This is a genomic window from Mucilaginibacter sp., from assembly GCF_036568825.1.
Taxonomy (GTDB): Bacteria; Bacteroidota; Bacteroidia; order Sphingobacteriales; family Sphingobacteriaceae; genus Mucilaginibacter.
In genome coordinates this window covers 50,706-70,710 of sequence record NZ_DATCRU010000073.1, presented here as the reverse complement: position 1 = coordinate 70,710, position 20,005 = coordinate 50,706, and the positions used below count along the sequence as shown (strand labels likewise).

Here is a 20,005-nt window from a genome sequence, read left to right as displayed (position 1 = left end):
CCTATGCGCTTAAAGATTTATAACGGACAAGTTATTACCCCCAGTGGTATTGTGAAGAATGGTAGCTTGCTGATTGATAATGGTGAAATTATAGAAGTCAGCAACTCGAACATCGATGCACCTGATGCGGTTGAACTGGATGCTAAAGGTCAATATATTTCTCCTGGTTTTATCGATATCCATATACATGGCGGCGGCGGGTATGATTTTATGGATAACACCATCGAAGCCTTCCTCGGTGTAGCGGAGCTGCATGTGAAGCATGGCACAACAGCTATGCTGCCAACTACCTTAAGCTGTGAAAAGGACGATCTTTTAGAAACGCTTAGGATTTACGAAGAAGCGAATAACCTCAATATGAAAGGTTCGCAGTTTATCGGTATCCATATTGAGGGTCCTTATTTTGCAATAAACCAGCGGGGAGCACAGGATCCACGCTATTTACGTGAGCCTGATCCTACAGAGTATAAAGAAATATTATCAACCTCAAAGTCTATCAAAAGATGGAGTGCAGCACCTGAACTGAAAGGTGCTATAGAATTCGGCAAATATATGGTAGAGCATGATGTTTTACCTGCAATAGCCCACACAGATGCCATTTATGAAGATGTGATAGAAGCCTTTAACAATGGCTATACTTTGGCTACGCATTTTTATTCGGCTATGTCTGGTGTAATGCGGAGGAATGCATTCAGATATGCAGGTGTAATTGAAAGTGCTTACCTGATTGATGACATGGATGTGGAGATCATTGCTGATGGAGTCCATCTACCCAAACCTTTACTGCAATTAATTTATAAGGTCAAAGGATCACAAAAAACCGCGCTAATTACCGATGCTATGCGGGCAGCAGGCATGCCACCAGGCGAAAGCATTTTAGGCAGCAAAAAGGATGGTACAAAAGTGATCGTAGAAGATGGCGTAGCCAAAATGCCCGACCGGAATTCTTTTGCCGGAAGCGTTGCAACCTTTGACCGTTTGGTACGAACAATGGTGCAAGTTGCAGACGTTCCCTTAGTTGAAGCTGTGCGTATGGCATCCGAAACTCCGGCCAGAATTATGAAAATGGGAAAAAAGGGAGTGTTAAAAAAAGGAAATGATGCAGACATTGTAATTTTTGATGAAAATGTTCATATTGCTGCCACCATTGTGAATGGTAAAATAGTTTACACGAATACATGATAAAAGAATTAAAAGTAGACGATTTAAGAGTAAAAGTATATCAGGATAGAGCGAAAATGGGTGAGGCAGCAGCCTCTGCGGTGGGTGAACAGATCGTTAAACTATTGAGCCAGCAGGAATACGCTAATGTAGTATTTGCTTCGGCACCTTCCCAAAACGAATTCTTATCAGCCTTGATTAAACAAACCGGCATCGACTGGAAGAGGGTGAATGCTTTTCATGTGGATGAGTATATCGGTTTGCCGGAAAATGCACCTCAAAAGTTTGGGGCATTCCTGAACGAAAAAATATTTAAGTATTTACCATTTCGCACGCTGAATTATATCAATGGAACCGCCCCGGATTCATTTGCAGAATGTGGCAGATATGCAGAATTACTACAGCAATATCCTTCAGATATTGTATGCCTCGGCATAGGAGAGAATGGGCACCTGGCCTTCAATGATCCCCATGTGGCTGATTTGAACGACCCGGTTCGGGTAAAAATCGTTGATTTAGATTTTGAGTGCAGGCGCCAGCAGGTAACCGATGGTACTTTCGATAATTTAAACAGCGTTCCAAAACTGGCCATAACACTCACAATTCCCGCTTTAATGGCTGGTAAGCATGTTTACGGAATCGTTCCCGGTAAAAATAAGACCATTGCTGTTTACAATACATTGTATAAAAAGATCAGCGAGCAATGCCCGGCTTCGGTACTACGCAGGCATCCGGACGCAGTTTTATTTTTAGACGAGGACAGCGCGGCATTGATAAAATCATAAATTTGAGATCATAACAAAAACCGTTATGATCTCAGAAAACAATCTGTCGTGTAATCCCGGTAATCAAAGCCGCCGGAAGTTTATTTATAATGCAGCTACTGCAGTAGGAGCCGGTATGGTACTATCATCACCCTTGATAGGTCATGCAGCTACCCTGGTTAATACGCCTGAGAATTATACTGTAAAACAGGTTATCGATCTGTTTATGAAACAGGTGCCCGGTGCACCGTTTCCGGGTACAGTTGATACCTTAAAATCGGGAAGTCCGGATATGGTAGTGGCAGGTATTGTAACGACGATGTTTGCTACAATCGATGTCATCCGTAAAACGATTGATCTTGGTGCGAACTTCATTATAGCTCATGAACCTACTTTTTATAACCACCAGGATGCGACCGATTGGATTAAGGATGACGATGTGCTGAAATATAAAATGGACCTGCTAAATAAACATAGTATCGCTGTTTGGCGCAATCATGATACTATTCACCAGTTAAAACCAGATGGCGTATTAAAAGGTGTATTGGACCAACTGGAATGGCAACAATATGCAGGGAAGGATATGCCAAATGTCTTGACTTTTCCTATTACAACCGTGAAAGACGTTGTCAACCACGTTAAAGATAAACTGCGTGTAGAAAAGGTAAGATTTATAGGTGATCCTAATCAAAATTGTACCAAAGTATTACTGATGCCGGGTGCACCGGGCGGTACAAAGCAAATACTGGGCATAGGTAGAGTAAAACCCGATCTGCTGATATGCGGCGAAATATCAGAGTGGGAAACCGCCGAGTATGTTCGCGATGCACGCGCCAAAGGTGACAATATCTCCTTAGCTGTGATCGGCCACATCGCCAGTGAAGAACCAGGCTCCGCATTTATGCTGCAATGGTTAAAGGATAATGTGCCATCGGTAAAAGCGACACATATTTATTGCGAAAATTCGTTGACGTTTATGTAAGAACAGAGAGCCAATTAACTAATTGGCTCTCTGATATATTACGCCGGCCTATAACATAAAACAACAATCCCATTTGTAAGCGGAGTAGCTTTTGCCAGCTTTAGTTGCCCCGGTTTCTCCAACCCGCCAAATATCGACATGCCTTTTCCGGCTGCTACTGGATTAACAAACAGGTGGTATTCATCGATCAAACCGGCTTTTATTACTGATGTAACAAATTCAGCGCCACCATACATCACAATGTCTTTGCCATCCTGTTTCTTCAGGTTATTTACTTCGGTAACCAGGGCGCTTTCGGCAATTTCGGTGTTATCCCAGTTTGATTCCTTAAGCGTGTTGCTAAATACGATCTTGGGCATATCCACCATTTTGCGGGCGAATGAATATTGCGGGTCTTCCGGTCTTGTGGTAATATCGGTCCAGTAGGGGATAAAACCATCTGCTAGTTTACGGCCCAGTAGCATGGTATCGCAGGAGTCGGTTAGCTCAGTTACATATTGTATAAAGTCGTCGGTAGCATTCCAGGTAAGCCAATCCATTTCTCCGTTTGGGCCGGCAATAAAACCATCAACAGATATCTGTACCTGTAATTTAAGCTTTTTCATAAGTGTTGTCTTTTGGCGTTTGATAATTGATATAGGCAAATATACCCGGAATAATCAGCCCCGGGTGAGTCGTAAATCCGACTATCGGGTGGGTTAAATGCGACAAAATCCATTTGCGGGATATTCTGATAAAAAGCCTGACAATATTATTTGATATTAATAGCATTGTTGTCGTCCCTTTATATTTGGATGCTTTTGAGACCTTAGTCCATTATGGTATTTAGGCTATTTTCTTTATCATTTTTGTCTAAACAAAGAAATTTGAAAAAAGATTAGTGATTTTCCACTATTTTTCCGAATTTGCACCTCTGTTTTCGAAGATTATAAAACTAATTTCAAATACTTAATAAAATGAGCACTAGTCCAAGTACCCTGTTTGATAAAGTGTGGGACTCACATGTGGTGAGGAAGATTGAGGATGGCCCGGATGTATTATTTATCGACAGGCACTTTATTCACGAGGTGACAAGCCCGGTGGCTTTCCTCGGATTGAAGACCAGGGGCATTTCAGTAATGTACCCGAACAGAACATTCGCAACTGCCGATCACAACACGCCTACGATTAACCAGCATTTGCCTGTGCAGGACCCGCTTTCGGCTAATCAGTTAAAAGCCCTGGAAGAAAATAGTGCCAAATATGGTATATCACATTGGGGATTGAATAATCCTAAAAACGGTATCGTACACGTTGTCGGTCCGGAAAATGGTATCACCCAGCCGGGTATGACCATCGTTTGCGGTGACTCACATACATCAACACACGGTGCATTTGGCGCTATTGCTTTTGGTATTGGTACTTCGGAAGTTGAGATGGTGCTTTCTTCACAATGCATTATGCAGCCGAAGCCTAAAAAATTGCGTATTACTATTAATGGCAAACTGGGCAAAGGAGTTACTCCTAAAGATGTTCCTCTATTTATTCTTTCACAAATCACTGCGAGCGGTGCTACAGGGTATTTTATTGAGTTTGCCGGCGAGGTATTTGAAAACATGAGCATGGAAGGCCGTATGACTGTTTGTAACCTTTCTATCGAAATGGGCGCACGCGGTGGTATGGTTGCTCCTGATGAAACTACTTTCGCTTACTTAAAGGGCAGAGAACTTGCTCCAAAAGGCGAAGCCTGGGATAAAGCCGTAGCTTACTGGAAAACTTTAAAAACTGATGCAGATGCTCAATTCGATCTGGAGTTGAATTATCATGCTGATAATATCGAGCCTCAGATCACTTACGGTACCAACCCAGGTCTGGGAACTGGTATTACGCACCATATCCCTTTTGCTGCTGAAGTAAAAGATGGTGCAGCATCTTACAAAAAATCATTAGATTATATGGGCTTTCATGAAGACGATCAATTGATCGGCAAACCGGTTGATTATGTATTCCTGGGAAGCTGTACCAACGGCCGTATTGAAGACTTCAGGGCCTTTGCGTCATTGGTAAAAGGCCGCAAGAAGGCAGATAATATTACTGCATGGCTGGTTCCGGGATCACATATTGTAGAAAGCCAGATTAAAGAAGAAGGTATTCTTGATATCCTGAATGCAGCTGGGTTCCAATTACGTCAGCCTGGTTGTTCAGCTTGTTTGGCAATGAACGATGATAAAGTTCCGGCAGGCAAATATGCGGTAAGTACCAGCAACCGTAACTTTGAAGGTCGCCAGGGGCCAGGCGCACGTACCTTATTGGCAAGCCCGTTAGTAGCAGCAGCAGCGGCGGTAACCGGCAAAGTAACTGATCCCAGAGAGTTAATGTAATTCGAGCGAAAAGCAGAAAGCTTAAAGCTCAAAGCAATTAAAATAATGCAATCACACAAGCTTTCAGCTTTATGCTTTAAGCTTTCAGCTAACAAAAAATGGCATACGATAAATTCACGATATTAAAGAGTACAGCAGTTCCGTTACCAATAGAGAATGTTGATACCGACCAGATCATCCCGGCACGTTTCTTAAAAGCAACCGAGCGTAAAGGCTTTGGCGACAACCTGTTCAGGGATTGGAGATATAATTCAGATGACTCACCTAAGCAAGATTTCATCCTGAATAACCCAACCTATACCGGTAAAATACTGGTAGGTGGCAAAAACTTTGGCAGTGGCAGCAGCCGCGAGCACGCTGCATGGGCTATTTACGATTACGGTTTCCGTTGCGTAGTATCCAGCTTCTTTGCTGACATTTTCAGAAACAACGCAATCAATGTTGGTATCCTGCCTGTCCAGGTAAGCCCGGAGTTTTTGGATAAGATATTCAAAAATGTGATCGGCGATCCGTCAACCGAATTAGAAGTGAATTTGAATGACCAGACCATCACCATCGTAAAAACCGGTGATAAGGAATCATTCGTGATAAACGGTTACAAAAAACACAATTTGCTTAATGGCTTTGATGATATCGACTACCTGCAGTCGATGAAAGAAGAGATCGGCGGTTTTGCTGCAAACAGCATGTATTAATCAGCAGCAATATTTTTTACAATGAGCCAGTTGCAACGCCATATAGAAATAATGGATACAACCCTGCGTGATGGTGAACAAACCAGCGGGGTATCCTTTTCTTCGTCCGAGAAATTAACCATAGCACAGCTTTTATTAACCGAAGTAAAAGTTGATCGCATTGAAATTGCCTCTGCACGTGTGTCAGAAGGTGAGTTCAAAGCGGTGAAGAAAATTACCGAATGGGCAGCTGCAAATGGCTTTATTGATAAAATTGAAGTATTGACCTTTGTGGACGGTACCACATCCGTGGATTGGATGGTTGAGGCAGGCGCCAAAGTGATGAACTTGCTTACTAAAGGCTCATTAAATCACTTAACTTATCAGCTTAAGAAGACGCCTGAGCAACATTTTAAAGAAGTTGCTGAGGTGATTGCCTACGCCGCAAAAAATGGCATAGAGACTAACGTGTACCTGGAAGACTGGAGCAATGGCATGCGCCATTCGCAGGAGTACGTTTTCCAGTATCTTAATTTCCTTGCGACGCAGCCCGTTAAAAGGGTATTACTTCCTGACACTTTGGGTGTATTGATCCCATCTGAGACAAGAAAGTATTTAGATGCAATCATTCCTAAATACCCTAACATTCACTTTGATTTCCACGCGCATAACGACTACGATTTAAGTATTGCCAATGTTCTGGAAGCCGTAAACGCAGGTGTAAAAGGCTTGCATCTCACCATCAATGGTATGGGTGAACGCGCAGGTAACGCACCTTTGGCTAGTACCATAGCTGTGCTGAATGATTATGTGCAGGACGTGCAGACCTCAGTAGAGGAGAAATCATTGTACTCTGTAAGTAAACTGGTAGAGACTTTCTCAGGATTCAGAATACCGGTAAATAAGCCGGTAGTAGGGGAAAATGTGTTTACCCAAACTGCAGGAATCCATGCCGATGGGGACAAGAAAAACAACCTTTATTTTAACGATCTGATGCCAGAGCGCTTTGGCCGTCAGCGTAAATATGCTTTGGGCAAAACCAGTGGCAAGGCCAATATCGAGAATAACCTGCAGCAACTAGGTATCCGTTTATCAGACGAGGACCTGAAAAAAGTTACCCAAAAGATTATTGAGTTAGGCGACCGTAAAGAGGTGGTTACCCAATCCGATCTGCCTTATATTATCTCTGATATTCTCGACAGCAACACCATAGAGCAGAAAGTTCATATCAAAAACTATGTGCTTACCCATTCAAAAGATCTTCGACCATCGGTTACCTTAAGAATTGATGTCAATGGCGAAGAGTTTGAAGAACACGCACAGGGTGATGGTCAGTATGATGCATTTATGAATGCTTTAAAGGTAATCTATAAGAAAAAAGGGTTGGATTTACCTTTATTAACTGATTATGCAGTACGTATCCCACCGGGTGGTAAATCAGATGCTTTGTGTGAAACCATTATTACCTGGGATTGCAAAGGCAGGGAATTTAAAACTCGAGGACTGGATAGCGACCAAACTGTAGCTGCTATTAAGGCTACTCAGAAGATGCTGAATTTAATCTGAGGTTTATCCTTTTTAAAATCATGTTGACGATAGGAGGCTCCTCTGGTGCCAAATTGCTTTATTTGCTAATGCTATAAACAGGCGACTCCTATGGAGTCAATCATTTTTGGACTTTAGCTCCAGAGGAGCTTCCTGTTTATAGAAAGAACAACGAATCATTTTGGCTCCGTAGGCGCCTCCTTCTTAAAGCGATTTATTTCCCATCATAAGCATCCTGCAATTTCTGAATATCCAGCTTCGTCATCTTTAGCATGGCCTGCATGGCACGGTTTGCTTTCTCCGGTTCGCTGCCCTGAAGCACCTTATCCAGCATGGTGGGTACAATTTGCCAGGTAACACCAAACTTATCATCAAGCCAGCCACACCGGTTAGTATTGCCGCCTTCGCCTAATTTTTCCCAGTAATAATCTACTTCTTCCTGCGTTTCACAGCTTACAAAGAAGGAGGTAGCGGGTGAGAATTTAAATAAAGGTCCGCCATTTAGTGCAATAAACTGCTGACCCAGTAACTCAAATGAAGCTGTCATAACGCTCCCTTCAGGACCCGGACCTGCAGCTTTGTAGCGTCTAACGTCTCCAACTTTGGAGTCTTTAAAAACAGAGGTATAAAAATTCATTGCTTCTTCGGCCTGATTGTCAAACCATAAGAACGGTGTTATCTTTTGCATAGTCAGATTGTTTTTTGCGTTTTATAATTTATATGTTAAACCAAAGTTAGACTGATAAATTACCACCCGGAACACCTGAGTGCGACAAAAAGAGGGTTGTAATCCGACAATCGGTTAATGTTTCAGATAGGCATTAGGAACATTGCCTGGAGTATAGTCGATGCCGTAAGCGTGTTTCATCAACAGAGATACTGTTTCTGTTACCGTAATATCTTTGCGGTGCATTTGTGGCAACACGCCCATCATGGCATAACTGATTGGATTTACTGATGGAATAAAAGTTTCCCATTCATATCCTTTACCCCAGATCAGTCCTTTAACGGTGATACCAAGGTCGGCGCCGTTACCCAACAGCCAGTGCATCATTTGTTTGGAGTTATTCAGAAGCTGATTAACGGTGTGAAAAATAGGCGTATGCCCACCAAAACCGTGCTCGTCTAAACCTGCCCGGGCATTTATATTAGCCCCGTATTGTAATAATACCTCAGCACAGGCCACGCAATTATATTCGGCGCAAAAATGCATCAGTGTGCCACCTTTTAATGGCGTGAAAGTGTTATTGAATTGAGAATATGTCCGGTTAACGATATGGTGGTCGACTTTTAATAATTCTTCCAGCCGCTCATCATTATCAGTTAAAACAGCCAGTAAAGCCTGGTCTTCAAATTCAAGACCACGATCGATAAATACCTGTATACAATCTTTAAACCTGGCTGATCGGAAGTACATCTCTACCATCGTGGTAAATAAAGGAACGCCATCATGTACCTCATTAGGATTGCCACCCTGATCAAAATACCGTCTGATACCTTCAACAGAATGCACCTCGATATCATATAGCATTTGGGTATAATCAGGCATATAAGGTCACATAAATCCTTATTTGAAGTTAAGAATTATCTATTATTCCTGTCATTTTTTTAAATAATATGACAGAATACTATCGCTTTATTTAGCCATTTTAATTTTATTTATTGACGAAATATCGTTAGTCATATCTCCCGAATACTGGCTAATTTATTTTAAATCAAAAGTTTTAATTATTGGTATATGATTTGAAATCACATACTGTACAAAAATATATTGCTGTGCTTATACAATACATATTTTTAAGGAGATAGGAATATTCGACCTTTAGTTGTAGTTTTAGGCTTAAAACTGCCTGTTTCAACAGCTATCTCAAACGGAATCAAATTTTTTGCCGATGGATTACAAAGCCTTACTCGAACAAGTAGCCCAGTATGTAACGTCGATGTTCGGCGGGCATGCTGATAACGGATTGCCTTATCACAATAAAGCGCATACCCAATTTGTTGTCGACTCCACCATCCAGATCGCCAATCACTATCAATTATCCGATAACGATTTTTTTGTGGTAGTTACCGCAGCGTGGTTTCATGATACCGGTTACCTGAAGACACGTGATCATCATGAAAGGGAAAGTGTAAAGGTTGCTGATAATTATTTAAGACAGCAAGGGATCGACCAGGAAACCATCGCCAGGATCAATCAATGTATTATGGCGACGGAGATGCCACAAAATCCTCAAAGCTTGCTGGAGGAAATTATATCCGATGCGGATATGTTTCATTTGGGAACGGATAATTTCCCTGAGAAAAGTAAACTACTGCGAAAAGAAATAGAAGCTGCGACAAATAAAGAAATATCAAAGGAAGATTGGCGGTTAAAAACGGTTGAATTTATGGAGCAACATCATTATTTTACCGATTACTGCAACGTTTTACTGAATGATAAAAAGAAACAGAATATAGAGAAGTTAAAAGAACGATTGAATAAAGAGGACCTGAAAAAGTTAGAAGCCGATCTGCCACAGGTTGCTCACGAAGAGCATGCAGAGCATGCTGAACGTGCCAAAAAGAATAAAGATACCCCGGAACGCGGGATCGAGACTATGTTCCGCATCACCTCAGGCAATAATCAGCGCCTGAGCGATATGGCCGACGGTAAGGCACATATCCTGATCACAGTTAATTCCATTATCCTCTCTGCTATTATCAGTTTGGTACTGCGTAAACTGGATACCAACAGCTTTATTGTTATCCCCACATTTATGCTGCTGACCGTAAGTGTGCTAAGTATAATTTTTTCAATTCTCGCCACACGGCCATCTATACCCCAGGGCGTTTTTTCTACCGAAGATATTGCCGAGAAAAAAGTAAACCTGCTGTTTTTTGGCAATTTCTATAAAATGAAACTGGATGACTATTCGACAGGAATGCAACAGGTTATGGCTGATAAAGACCTGTTATATCATACGCTGATAATGGATGTGTATTCACAAGGCGTTGTATTGGGCCGAAAATACCATCAGTTAAGGATAGCCTACAATATTTTTATGTTTGGGCTGATCCTGTCGGTACTGGCCTTTGTTATTGCTGTGATGTTTCACAGCGAACCTGTACCCGTAATTCCTAAATAGCCATTTATGGAAACACCTGTGCGATACTTCGACCGTGATATAAGCTGGCTGGCGTTTAATGAGCTTATACTGCGCGAAGCAGGCAAAGCAACTGTGCCCTTACTGGAGAGAATCAAATTCTTATCCATCTATTCGTCTAACCTGGATGAGTTTTACCGGGTGCGTATGCCTGTGCAGATGGCTTTACATCATTTGTCAGGTGAGGGCAATGAGGAACAGAGCAGCACAAATCTGCAGGAAGCAAGGAGGGTAATAAATGCGCAACTGGAATTATTTGGCCAGACGCTTACCCAACAAATCATTCCATCGCTTAAAAAGAATAATATTCACTTATTATACCATGAGCTACTGCCAGATGAAATATTGACGGCGATTAATGATTATCTGCACAGCCAGGTGATGGCTTTTTTACAACCGATCGACTTGTCAGATAATAGTAAGCCGTTCTTTCCTGAAAATAATAAGATATACTTCCTGGTAATAATTGAGCAGAACGGATTGGAAAGAAATATGATCCTCAATATCCCTTCCGATCAATTATCAAGGTTTTATTCGCTGAATATTGATAAAACACAATATGTCATATTCCTGGATGATATTATCAGGTTTAACCTTGGTAAAATATTCAAAGACGCAACTGTTAAAGGTTGTTTCAGTATCAAAATAACCCGAGATGCGGAGATCGATGTAAAAGATGAATATTCGGGCGATATGTTAGAAGGGATAGAAAACGAACTGCAAAAAAGAGACTCAGGCCTTGCTACACGTTTCCTTTATGAACCTGGATTGCCTTTGCGCTTACTATATCTTATTCAAAGCCGCCTTAATTTATCGGTAGATAGTATTACAGAAGGAGGCAGGTATCATAACTTAAAAGACCTTGGCCAGATACCGGTGAAAAATCCTGCACTCAGTTATGATGATTGGCCCGCATTGCCAAATAAAGAGATTAATTATCAATTGCCCTTATTTGATCAGTTAAAAAAGAAAGATATCTGTATCCACGCTCCTTATCAATCTTATAATACCATATTACGATTTTTTAATGAAGCGGCGATTGATCCGGCTGTTGAGGAAATCTACATTACCTTATACCGTGTAGCCAGCAATTCAAGAATTGTAAATGCCCTGATCAGTGCTGCAAAAAATGGCAAGAAGGTATTCGTGATGATTGAGCTCAAAGCACGATTTGATGAAGCCAATAACATCAAATGGGCTAAGAAAATGAAGAACGCCGGGGTGCGGATCGTTTATAGCGTAGCAGCCTTAAAAGTGCATGCCAAAGTTGCCCTGGTAAAAAGAAATATTGATGGTCGCAGCAATTATTCAGGCTTGCTTTCCACCGGTAATTTTAATGAAACAACAGCCGCCTTTTATACCGATCATATACTGATCACCACCGATCACGAAATACTGCGCGAGGTGGAGCTGCTTTTTATTTTCTTACTGAAAAGGAAAAAGCCCGGTACTGAAGATAAGATAGACTTTAAGCATTTGCTGGTAGCAAAATTCAATCTGCAATCCAGGTTTCTTGAACTGATCAACCGGGAAATTGCCAATGCAAAAAAAGGCCTGGCAGCATCCATTATCATCAAAATGAATAATCTGGAGGAAAGGGTGCTGATCAATAAGCTTTATGAAGCATCGCAGGCAGGGGTGAAGATAAAAATGATAGTCCGTAGCATCTGTTGCCTTGTGCCGGGTGTTGTAGGCTTGAGCGAGAACATCAGCATTATCCGGATAGTGGACAGGTATCTTGAGCATAGCCGTGTATTCCTGTTTCATAATAATAGTCAGCAGGATTTGTACATGGGATCATCTGATTGGATGAACCGGAATATTTATCACCGTATTGAAGTATGCTTCCCGGTGACAGAGCCAGGCATGAAGGCACAGATCATCGAGATGCTAAATCTGCAATTAAAGGATAATGTGCAGGCCGTACAGATCGATCAAAAGTTGAATAATGTGAAGATAGAAAATAATGAGCCATTGAATGAATCACAAAAACAGATATATCTTTTATTTAAAAACAAAGCCCGGGAACCCATTTTACAATAGCCGAACCAAGCTTCATTATGCATTTTATCAGATACTATATCACAATTATCCTGCTGCTCATTTGCGGCTCAAGGCTGTTTGCCCAAAACCTTGATGTCGACGTACTAAAGGCAATCAATCCCGAACATCCCGATTCAAAATATTGGCAATACACCAGTAACTCTCTTTATTATATCCCCGCTACTGTTGCTTTAGGCCAATTTTCTTATGGGGTTTTCCAGGGAAGCGGATTAACACGGAACCGGTCTTACGAAACTTTGATGAGCATAGGAATTAGCGGGTTAATAGGAGAGGTATTAAAATATACCATTAAAGAAGTACGCCCTTCCGTTAGGTATCCGGGGGTTATATTCTGCGATACCGATACAAAGGACCCGTCATTTCCTTCAGGTCATACATTAGTAGCTTTTGCTACGGCTACATCACTGGCTCTGGAATATAAAAAATGGTATGTAACCGGTCCGGCATTTTTATGGGCGGGCTCGGTTGGATTTTCACGGATGTATCTAGGTAAACATTATCCATCGGATGTTTTGGCGGGTACGGTGCTTGGAATATTAAGCGGCGTCATCAGTCACAAATTCAGCATTAATGTATTGAAAAGCTATAATATGAAATAATATGAAGAAGATTCTCCTTATCCTTTCGCTTGCTCTGTCCGGCATTGTTGTCCGGGCACAGGACGACATTAAGACGATCACGCAAGATAGTATTGTAGTAAAAGTTCACGAAAAATATGACCAGGTATCCGGTGTGCACCGTTTTTTCTTTGGCGAAGGCTACCGCAAAGAATGGGGCATGGCTGTGAAGCTGCCTGTATTCAGGATATCAGAGATGAAGGGCGGGCTGACGCCTGAACGAAAAGGTGGCGGCTTTCAGACTACCTCGGTAAGACTAGTCGACCCGACAGGAAAGGAATGGGTCCTGCGTAGCGTTGAGAAAGACCCGGTAAAAATATTGCCGCTGGAGCTTCAGCAAACCTTTGCCCGCGAATTGTTTATTGACGCCATGAGTGCTCAGCATCCTTTTTCAGCTCTTGTTGTGCCGCCATTGGCTGAAGCAGCCGGCATACCTCATGCTACACCTGTAATCGGCGTAGTTTCGCCGGATAAAGCGTTAGGTAAATTCCTGCCTTTGATCGAAAATAAAGTTTGCTTATTTGAGGAGCGTGAGCCAACCGGGAAATCGGACAATACCCTGGAGGCTATACGCAATATGTATGACGACAATGATTACTCGTTTGATGCTAAAGCCTTTCTGAAAGCCAGATGCCTTGATGTTTTGATCGGCGACTGGGACAGGCACGACGATAACTGGCGCTTTACTAAGGAAAAGGACGATAAGAAGAGAATTTATACGCCTGTACCACGCGACAGAGACCAGGCGATGTATTATAATACCGGAGTAGTGCCATGGTTGGCTTCAAGAGATTGGGTAGGGCCTTATCTGCAAACTTTCGGGGGCAAAATTAGGGATATACGATATTCCCTCATTGCATCTTCATGGTTCGACAGATTCCCTTACCAACGCATGACTTATGAAGAGTGGATGAAGGTGGTCAACGATTTCTGCGCTGAAGAAACTGATGCCGTACTGGAAGCCGGCTTAAAAAGATTGCCTAAGGAAGTCTATAAGCTAAGGCACGACTGGCTATTAAGTGAACTGAAAGAAAGACGCAGCAACTTGCCGGCAGCTTTTTCATGGTATTACTACTTCTTCAGCCGGATAATTGATATGCACGTTAGTAATAAAAATGAATTACTGACAATAAAAGATGCGCCGAATAATGGCCTTAATGTGGTCATCAATAAGGTCAACAAAGACGGCGATGTAAAAGATGTTTTATTTGAAGGGAATTTCGATCCGAAAATTACCCAAGAAATCAGGTTTTATATGGGCGCGGGTAAAGACAAGGTTGTTTTAAACAACAGTCAATCGCCCATCAAATTAAGATTTATAGATAGTCTTGATCATAAAGACTACAATATTGAAAAGTCGGCAAATACAGTTAAGATATACGATAGAGACAAGCAAAATATAACCCTTACCGGCGGTGAGGCATCTAAAGCCAGCCTGCATATTAAAAACGATAGCGCTACCACCGCTTTTTTACCTGTTAATCTTGTACATGTATGGGCACCTTTGGCTAATGTGCAGATCAATAAAGATGATGGCTTCTTATTGGGATTAGGTTTCAGGTATACCGGTAAAGATGGCTTCCGCACAAAACCTTACAGCCAGATACAGGAACTGATGGTGACGCATTCGTTTTCCACACAGGCCTTTGATGTAAAATATCACGGGGAATGGGTGCATGCTATCAATAACACAGACATATTGATCGATGCGAATGTAAAAGCTCCAAATAATACCATTAACTTTTTTGGTTTGGGTAACGAAACACTGTTCGACAAAACAGGTGATTATGTAAGGTATTACCGAACCCGGTTCAACACTTACCTGCTTGACCCGGCATTGAGATGGAGAAACGAAAAAGGGTTTAGCTTTAGTATTGGCCCGTCATTCCAGTATTATCATTTTAATCCCGAAGATAATACAGGCAGACTTATAGAAAACACGTCACTTATCCATTCATACGACAGTTTGACCATCGCAAAAGATAAGATTCACCTGGGTGGTACAGCGCTTTTGATCAATGACAGACGTAACAATAAATTATTGCCAACTGAAGGAACATACCTGAATATCAAACTGCAAAGTATGGCAGGTTTGAATAGTTATTCCAGAGGTTTTACTCAAATAACCGGCGAGGCAGCATTTTATGTCCATTTTGCAGACACTGTGATCACCTTGGCTGACAGGATAGGAGGTGGGGCGACCTTCGGTGATGCAGCGTTTTACCAGTCGCTTTTTTTGGGCGGACAGGGTAATCTGTTGGGATACAGAGCCTATCGCTTTGCAGGTAAGGACGTAGCCTATAATAATTTTGAAGCCCGCATTAAATTATTCTCCTTAGCGAGCTATGTACTGCCGGGAGAACTTGGTTTAACAGGCTTTTTTGATACCGGCAGGGTGTGGATTGACAATGACAACTCGGATGAATGGCATGTTGGCGAAGGCGGTGGTATTTACTTTATGCCCGCAGGGCTGACGCTGTTCCAGGTTGTTGCAGCGCACTCGACAGAGGGCTGGTATCCGTATTTTTCGTTGTTATTGCGCTTTTAGCAGATACTTTGACGGCTATGTTTAATAAAAGACATTTTATATTCATCTGCTTGTCAGAAACTTACAGGTAAACTACCGACTGGTTGTTTTTTGTATAACTTTGGTGATACAGAACCTGTAAAAATATGCTGCTGCCACAATTTTTTGATAATCCGTTCCAGATAAAGCTCTCCTTTCACAAGGTGATAGAGCAACTGGAAGGGATTACACCCAATAATGCGGGCGCCGGGAAATTGCTGGACGAAGTAAATGCACATCCTGAATTGAGGGATGGAATCACTGACATATCGCAATTAAAAGAGAATGAGGAACTGATCTCCCGTTTACTGATCGACCTGTTTCCGCCTTTATTGACTTACAATGAGATAAAAGGGGTAAGCATTCCATACCAGGGATTGATATTTAACCAGACAGAAAGGTTCCGCAATATTCTGAAAGCGGCGGGGATGTCTTTCGAGATCAACATCCGCGACTTTAACGATCACCAGTTTTACGTTGGCAGTTGCTGCATGATTCTCAATATGTTTTACGGTACTGACCTGGATTTTTCTAAACCGCTTTTTTACGATATACCTGCGGCAGATGGCATTATAAAACATTACCGCATTTTATATAATGCCGAATTTCTTGAAGTTATTCCCACTGAGAAATCTGTTAAGCTGACAGAAGAAGATATCAAGTTACTGATCGATAATTACGATGACCTGGAACTATGGAAAGAGAAATTCCCGGCAGGCAGCTGGATATTGAAAGGCTTTGCACTTGTCAGCCTGTTTGATGCTACAACTGAAAATGCTGTGGCTATATTGAAAACAAGCCTGCTGTCGGAGGCGGCCGAACCGGACATGCAGAATATAATCGACTCTGCCTTCAGGTCGATCTATAAAATACCTGATCTCCGGATTGGGTTTACAGCGTTTAGTAAAACCGAGGGCAAGTTCACCAGCAGGGTGTTTGGAAAAAAAATACGCAGCTTTTTATTGCCGGATAAGGATGAGGGCGAATGCCATACTGTACTTTCAAAAGCTTCTTATCAAAACCTGATCAATGAACACGAATACTATGCTGTATCTGATGTGGCAGAATATTCGGCAAATGATCCGTTGAACCTGGGGGCAGCCCGGCTAAAGGATCAGGGTATCGGAAGTTTTATCCTTGCACCACTCATCAAAGATGGCGCATTGCTGGGGATAATGGAGCTGGTCTCATCAAAAGTCAATGTTCTGAACAGCGTAAACGCGCACCGTCTGGAAATCGTGATGCCGTTTTTTGTTGATACCATCGACCATAAAATCAAAGAATATCAAAACAGGGTAGATTCGGTTATACAAAAGAACTATACCAATATGCACCCAAGCGTGAACTGGAAGTTCAGGCGCGAAGCGATGAATTATATCTATAATCTTAACCTGGGGCTGGCTTATGATCTGAAAGAAATTACTTTTAAGAACGTTTACCCACTTTATGGTGAAGTCGACATCAAAAATTCATCAGTCACCAGGAATCTGAGTGTTAAGAATGACCTCAAAAACCAGCTTAACGAACTTATCATATTACTGGAGCAGTTGGAATTGGGAGGTGCGCTTAAGCATTCTGAATCATATCTGTCCGATCTAAAGGGCTTTATTAATGAACTTTCATCAGGGGTCAAAGCCGATACAGAGCAAAATATTTTGCATTATATCGATATTAATATTTACCCGCTGTTTTCAAAGGTAAAGGGGTCATTCAGGAATGATATTGAAGCTTATTTTGAACGATCCAATCCACTGACAGGCGATTTCTACACCAACCGCCGCAACTATGAAAAAACGCTGGCGCTGGTAAATGAAAAGCTCATTACCATTCTGGATGAACGGCAGGCGGAGGTCCAAAAGCACTTGCCTCATTATTTTGAGCGATTTAAAACCGATGGGGTCGAGCATAATTTATATATCGGTAGTTCGATAACACCTGATAATAAATTTGATGTTGCTGACCTGGAACGTTTGCGCCTATGGCAATTACTGGTTACCGCCGAAATGGAAATTGAACAGCACCGGTTAAAACATATATTGCCATATCATTTGGGAGTAACATCGCTGATATTGGTTTTCAGCGCGCCTATTGCTATCCGCTTCCGGATGGATGAAAAACACTTTGATGTGGACGGTGCCTATAATATCCGTTATGAAGTGATCAAAAAACGCATCGATAAAGCTTACATAAAAGGCACCCGTGAACGTATTACTTCAGAAGGTACTATCACCATCGTATACTCAAAAGCTGAGGAAGAAGCAGAGTATAACCGTTATATCCGCATTCTGCAGACAGCAGGGATATTAACTTACAAGGTAGAACATCTTGACGTGGAAGACCTGCAGGCTGTATCCGGACTTAAAGCACTGCGTATTGGCGTAGCCTACGAAACGAGCAGATTTTTATCACAAGACTTCTCCTACGAGGGGCTTTACCAGGAATTACTCGCCTCTAAAAAAAATCGGATTGCTGTTTAGGCATTTTTAAATCGATTACTTCGCGCCAAAGTCCTGCGTCCAGTAAGTGCCAGCTTTAGCTGCGCCCATTTCTTTAAAAGAAGCGCTCATCATATTTTTGCAGTGGCCTTCACTTTGCAACCAACCATTAAATACAGCCTGCTCTGTTGTATAGCCATACGCAATATTTTCTCCGAGTGCCCGCCAGTTGGTGTAACCGGCCGCGGTAATGCGGTCGCTAAAAGAAGTACCATCGGACGAATTATGAGAGAAATTACCGGTCGTATTCATATCCTGGCTGTGTTGCAAAGCAGCAGCAGCCAATACATCATTCCAGGTTAAAGGAGCAACCGCAGGCATTACTGTTGTTCCGCAGGTGCAACCGGTGGCACGTACATTATTTACCATTTGCAACATGGCTGCGTTATCCAAGCCCGTAGCGACAGTGCTACCAGTAGTCCCCGTGGTGCCGGTAGTTTCTGTAGTATCAGTTTTGCTTATTGGTTTTACTTCTGATGAGTTCTTTTGACAGGAGGAAAAGCCTATCGCTGCGCATATTACAAGGTATACTAATCTCTTCATCCTAATGCCTTTAATTACCAATGACTGGCCAAGTAGTTAATAATCTATAACGTAATAGGCGTGCTTAATGTTATAGTTAATAAAAACGATGCCTGGGGCAAATAAAAAAGCCTTTCGTAATGAAAGGCTTTTTACCAAATTAATTAAAGTGTATGATTTATAAAAGCTTAGGTGTCATGTTAGAGCCAAAGCGATAGGTCAGTGTAACTTCATGAATGGAGTTATTAAATCCTCCCAGATTACTTGATGAAGTGCCAAACTGATAACTGTAACCCAGTTTAAATGAATTCATATTAACAGATAAAACTCCGGCGGCTTCATTATCCGAGCGGTAATTTACCCCTATGCCAAGCACATCTTTCAAGAAAATAGTACCCGATAAGTTTGCTGTCATCGGTACGCCCTTAGCATAAGCTACCAGGGTTGCCGGTTTAAATTTGATGCCGTCTGCTATCTCAGTAATATAACCGGCCGAAAAATAGTAGTGATTTCTGAAATTGGTGTTGTCCTGTACGTTAGCTGAGCCTAAGCCTGTAATAGTAAGTTCAGGCATGGATAAGCCCACAAAATAGTTATCACTATAATACATCACCCCAAAACCAAGATTAGGACGGGTTTGACGAACATCATCTTTAAATTGAGGGTCAGTCGGGTCAAGCGTTGAAAAACTAGCCCTGTAGCTTTTTATGCCACCGCTTATTGAAACCGCCAGGAAATCAGCATCATTCATCTGGATGGATTTGGCAAAGTAGGCACTAAACTGCGTATTTGTTTCGATCGCAAACTGATCATTCATTACCAGTAAGCCTGACGCACCGTTAATTGACTCAATAGGCAGGTTGCCGTTGAATATAAAGGTACTCGGCGCGCCCTGAATGCCTACAAATTGTTTACGAACCAGGGCGCTTACAGATCCGTTTTTATCAAGCATCGAATAAGCCTGGTTAAAAGGGGTCAGATTGTCCATGTACTGGGTATAGCCGAACTCCTGTTGCTGCTGGGCTTTGAGGCCCAGCGCAAATCCCAGGACGAATAGAAGGCAAATACCCCACTTTCTGATTGCTTTCATATTACAATTTTTTAAGTTC

17 protein-coding genes are annotated in these 20,005 nt (G+C 42.0%); 11 read left to right on the top strand and 6 right to left on the bottom strand.

Going from position 1 to position 20,005, the window contains the following annotated elements:
- The first annotated feature begins 3 nt into the window (after positions 1 to 3).
- Genes nagA through VIM89_RS16860 form a run of 3 tightly spaced genes read left to right on the top strand, consistent with a single transcriptional unit; the run spans position 4 to position 2,907 of the window.
- Positions 4 to 1,182 carry an N-acetylglucosamine-6-phosphate deacetylase gene (gene nagA / locus VIM89_RS16870; protein WP_488157349.1) on the top strand — a complete coding sequence of 393 codons (1,179 nt, stop codon included), beginning with the start codon at positions 4 to 6 and terminating at the stop codon, positions 1,180 to 1,182.
- On the top strand, positions 1,179 to 1,946 hold the full coding sequence (locus VIM89_RS16865; protein WP_488157348.1) for a glucosamine-6-phosphate deaminase: 768 nt from the start codon (positions 1,179 to 1,181) through the stop codon (positions 1,944 to 1,946). The genes nagA and VIM89_RS16865 overlap by 4 nt, the downstream gene beginning before the upstream one ends.
- Before the next feature lie 25 nt (positions 1,947 to 1,971).
- Positions 1,972 to 2,907: a Nif3-like dinuclear metal center hexameric protein gene (locus VIM89_RS16860; RefSeq protein WP_488157347.1), complete on the top strand. Its 936-nt coding sequence runs from the start codon at positions 1,972 to 1,974 to the stop codon at positions 2,905 to 2,907.
- Positions 2,908 to 2,945: 38 nt separating this feature from the next.
- On the opposite strand, the gene VIM89_RS16855 is transcribed toward VIM89_RS16860, so the two are convergent.
- Entirely contained in the window at positions 2,946 to 3,512 is a 567-nt protein-coding gene (locus VIM89_RS16855) for a dihydrofolate reductase family protein (protein WP_488157346.1), read from the bottom strand.
- A complete protein-coding gene (locus tag VIM89_RS16850; protein WP_488157345.1) occupies positions 3,499 to 3,678 on the bottom strand; it encodes a hypothetical protein in 180 nt (59 codons plus the stop codon). Before VIM89_RS16850 ends, VIM89_RS16855 begins: the two co-directional genes overlap by 14 nt.
- A gap of 185 nt (positions 3,679 to 3,863) precedes the next feature.
- Here VIM89_RS16850 and leuC point away from each other — a divergent pair, with 185 nt between their 5' ends.
- The 3 genes from leuC (at position 3,864) to VIM89_RS16835 (ending at position 7,507) form a co-directional block, all read left to right on the top strand.
- Complete coding sequence (leuC, locus tag VIM89_RS16845) at positions 3,864 to 5,267, top strand: 3-isopropylmalate dehydratase large subunit (RefSeq protein WP_488157344.1); 1,404 nt, start codon at positions 3,864 to 3,866, stop codon at positions 5,265 to 5,267.
- A 98-nt stretch (positions 5,268 to 5,365) separates the two neighbouring features.
- Complete coding sequence (leuD, locus tag VIM89_RS16840; protein WP_488157343.1) at positions 5,366 to 5,962, top strand: 3-isopropylmalate dehydratase small subunit; 597 nt, start codon at positions 5,366 to 5,368, stop codon at positions 5,960 to 5,962.
- A gap of 21 nt (positions 5,963 to 5,983) precedes the next feature.
- Positions 5,984 to 7,507, top strand: a complete 1,524-nt coding sequence (locus VIM89_RS16835; RefSeq protein WP_488157342.1) for an alpha-isopropylmalate synthase regulatory domain-containing protein — start codon at positions 5,984 to 5,986, stop codon at positions 7,505 to 7,507.
- 193 nt (positions 7,508 to 7,700) lie between these two features.
- Here VIM89_RS16835 and VIM89_RS16830 read toward each other — a convergent pair whose 3' ends face one another.
- Both VIM89_RS16830 and VIM89_RS16825 read right to left on the bottom strand, forming a co-directional pair.
- Complete coding sequence (locus tag VIM89_RS16830) at positions 7,701 to 8,174, bottom strand: VOC family protein (protein WP_488157341.1); 474 nt, start codon at positions 8,172 to 8,174, stop codon at positions 7,701 to 7,703.
- A gap of 114 nt (positions 8,175 to 8,288) precedes the next feature.
- Positions 8,289 to 9,035, bottom strand: a complete 747-nt coding sequence (locus VIM89_RS16825) for an ankyrin repeat domain-containing protein (protein WP_488157340.1) — start codon at positions 9,033 to 9,035, stop codon at positions 8,289 to 8,291.
- 343 nt (positions 9,036 to 9,378) lie between these two features.
- On the opposite strand from VIM89_RS16825, the gene VIM89_RS16820 reads away from it, so the two are divergent.
- The 5 genes from VIM89_RS16820 to VIM89_RS16800 all read left to right on the top strand — a co-directional run bounded on the left by VIM89_RS16820 (position 9,379) and on the right by VIM89_RS16800 (position 18,356).
- On the top strand, positions 9,379 to 10,614 hold the full coding sequence (locus VIM89_RS16820) for a Pycsar system effector family protein (RefSeq protein WP_488157339.1): 1,236 nt from the start codon (positions 9,379 to 9,381) through the stop codon (positions 10,612 to 10,614).
- 6 nt (positions 10,615 to 10,620) lie between these two features.
- On the top strand, positions 10,621 to 12,675 hold the full coding sequence (ppk1, locus tag VIM89_RS16815; RefSeq protein WP_488157338.1) for a polyphosphate kinase 1: 2,055 nt from the start codon (positions 10,621 to 10,623) through the stop codon (positions 12,673 to 12,675).
- 17 nt (positions 12,676 to 12,692) lie between these two features.
- Positions 12,693 to 13,295, top strand: a complete 603-nt coding sequence (locus VIM89_RS16810) for a phosphatase PAP2 family protein (RefSeq protein ID WP_488157337.1) — start codon at positions 12,693 to 12,695, stop codon at positions 13,293 to 13,295.
- Between the two features lies 1 nt (position 13,296).
- Positions 13,297 to 15,861 carry a BamA/TamA family outer membrane protein gene (locus tag VIM89_RS16805; protein WP_488157336.1) on the top strand — a complete coding sequence of 855 codons (2,565 nt, stop codon included), beginning with the start codon at positions 13,297 to 13,299 and terminating at the stop codon, positions 15,859 to 15,861.
- Between the two features lie 125 nt (positions 15,862 to 15,986).
- A complete protein-coding gene (locus VIM89_RS16800) occupies positions 15,987 to 18,356 on the top strand; it encodes a GAF domain-containing protein (protein WP_488157335.1) in 2,370 nt (789 codons plus the stop codon).
- A 15-nt stretch (positions 18,357 to 18,371) separates the two neighbouring features.
- Here the strand turns inward: VIM89_RS16800 and VIM89_RS16795 are convergent, their stop codons facing one another.
- Both VIM89_RS16795 and VIM89_RS16790 read right to left on the bottom strand, forming a co-directional pair.
- Positions 18,372 to 18,917 (bottom strand): CAP domain-containing protein, encoded by a 546-nt coding sequence (locus VIM89_RS16795; RefSeq protein ID WP_488157334.1) that lies wholly within the window; start codon positions 18,915 to 18,917, stop codon positions 18,372 to 18,374.
- 157 nt (positions 18,918 to 19,074) lie between these two features.
- Complete coding sequence (locus tag VIM89_RS16790) at positions 19,075 to 19,986, bottom strand: PorP/SprF family type IX secretion system membrane protein (RefSeq protein ID WP_488157333.1); 912 nt, start codon at positions 19,984 to 19,986, stop codon at positions 19,075 to 19,077.
- Positions 19,987 to 20,005 lie beyond the last annotated feature (19 nt).